The sequence below is a fragment of the Nocardia sp. CNY236 genome, from assembly GCF_000482385.1.
Lineage (GTDB): Bacteria > Actinomycetota > Actinomycetes > Mycobacteriales > Mycobacteriaceae > Nocardia.
This window is the reverse complement of sequence record NZ_AXVD01000079.1, coordinates 1-1,131: the sequence shown is the minus strand read 5'-3', so window position 1 is coordinate 1,131 and position 1,131 is coordinate 1. Positions and strand designations below refer to the sequence as shown.

Below are 1,131 nucleotides of genomic sequence, written 5' to 3'. Positions count from 1 at the left end.
AGCCGGTCGCACCGAATAGGACCAGGTCGAACTCCCGAGCGCCGAACCCCTGAGCGCCGGACTCCTGAGCACTGCCTGCCATGATCATCTCCATCTGCTGGTATGTCGCCGGTCGGTGGCTACCGGGCCGCGCATCCGCGCGCCGTTGCCGTCCAGAGGCTTGGGTCTGCACCGGCGACTGTCGAGGCAAGCCCGGAGCCGAGGTCGATTCTCCGTATTGCGATTTCAGTTTCCCGGCGCCGCGAAAGGGCATCGATCACGGCACCATCGTCTCGAGTACGTTGGTACCAGCGCTCGGTGAGGTCCGGCAACTTATGATTCGGTCACTTCACTGGGGTGGCATGGTCAGTCGATACGGTCGACGGTGATGGTCATCCCGGCCGCGCGGAGCCGCTCGGTGAGTGCATCGCCCATTGCGGCGGCGGGAGTCAGGATTCCGGCGAGCTCGGGTTGCCGGTCACCGTCGAAGGCCAGGCACAGGCCGCTTTCGCCGAGGAAGGTCGCGGTGGCCTGATACCCGGGGTCACCGGTGCCGGACAAGGTTGCCACGTACTTCGCACCCGAAGTGGTGCGGGTGTAGGTCTTCATGCTGAACCAGCCTTTGGCGCGAGATTCCGCGCTCGGGCCGGTGCCGGGCTTGGGCGCAATCAGATCCAGCAGCTTGCGGCCCGCCTTGGCCCGCGACAGCAGCGTGCCGGTGGTGATCAGCATTCCGATTCCGGCGGTCATGCCGGCCGCTAGAAGGGGGGCCGCCGGCGACGTGCCTGCGCTCATCACTTCGCTGTAGCGGAAGTTCTTGCCATACGGCCAGCCCAGCAGTCCATTGGTGCGGCGCACCAGCCTCGAATCGTGCGGTGCGAAGACGAGCGATCCCACCCAGCCTTTCAGGCTGGGGTCGATGGTGCGTGCTCGCCTGAGTGCCCAGTCGGATTGGCGCCCGAGGTCGGGTTCCCTGGATTCGTCCGGGCTGACCGAGTACGGGTTCGTCATCACCGAAATCCGGGACGAGTCCGCGGCAATCGCTTCCATGATGGCTCGGACTGCATCGATGGTGCCCCCGCTGGCGCCTCCCTTGAACGAGGCGATCCCTGTGGTGTCGGTGAGTTCGCCGGTGTTGTCGTCGATCGTGCG

The 1,131-nt window shown here is 65.9% G+C and carries 1 protein-coding gene and 1 pseudogene; both read right to left on the bottom strand.

Features of this window, described 5'->3' with window-relative positions:
• Nucleotides 1-253 (bottom strand): hypothetical protein (locus tag K940_RS33785; RefSeq protein ID WP_231390471.1); only part of this gene is annotated, 253 nt, incomplete at its 3' end.
• A gap of 92 nt (nucleotides 254-345) precedes the next feature.
• Nucleotides 346-1,131: pseudogene (locus tag K940_RS33285) on the bottom strand (enoyl-ACP reductase); the annotation flags it as partial.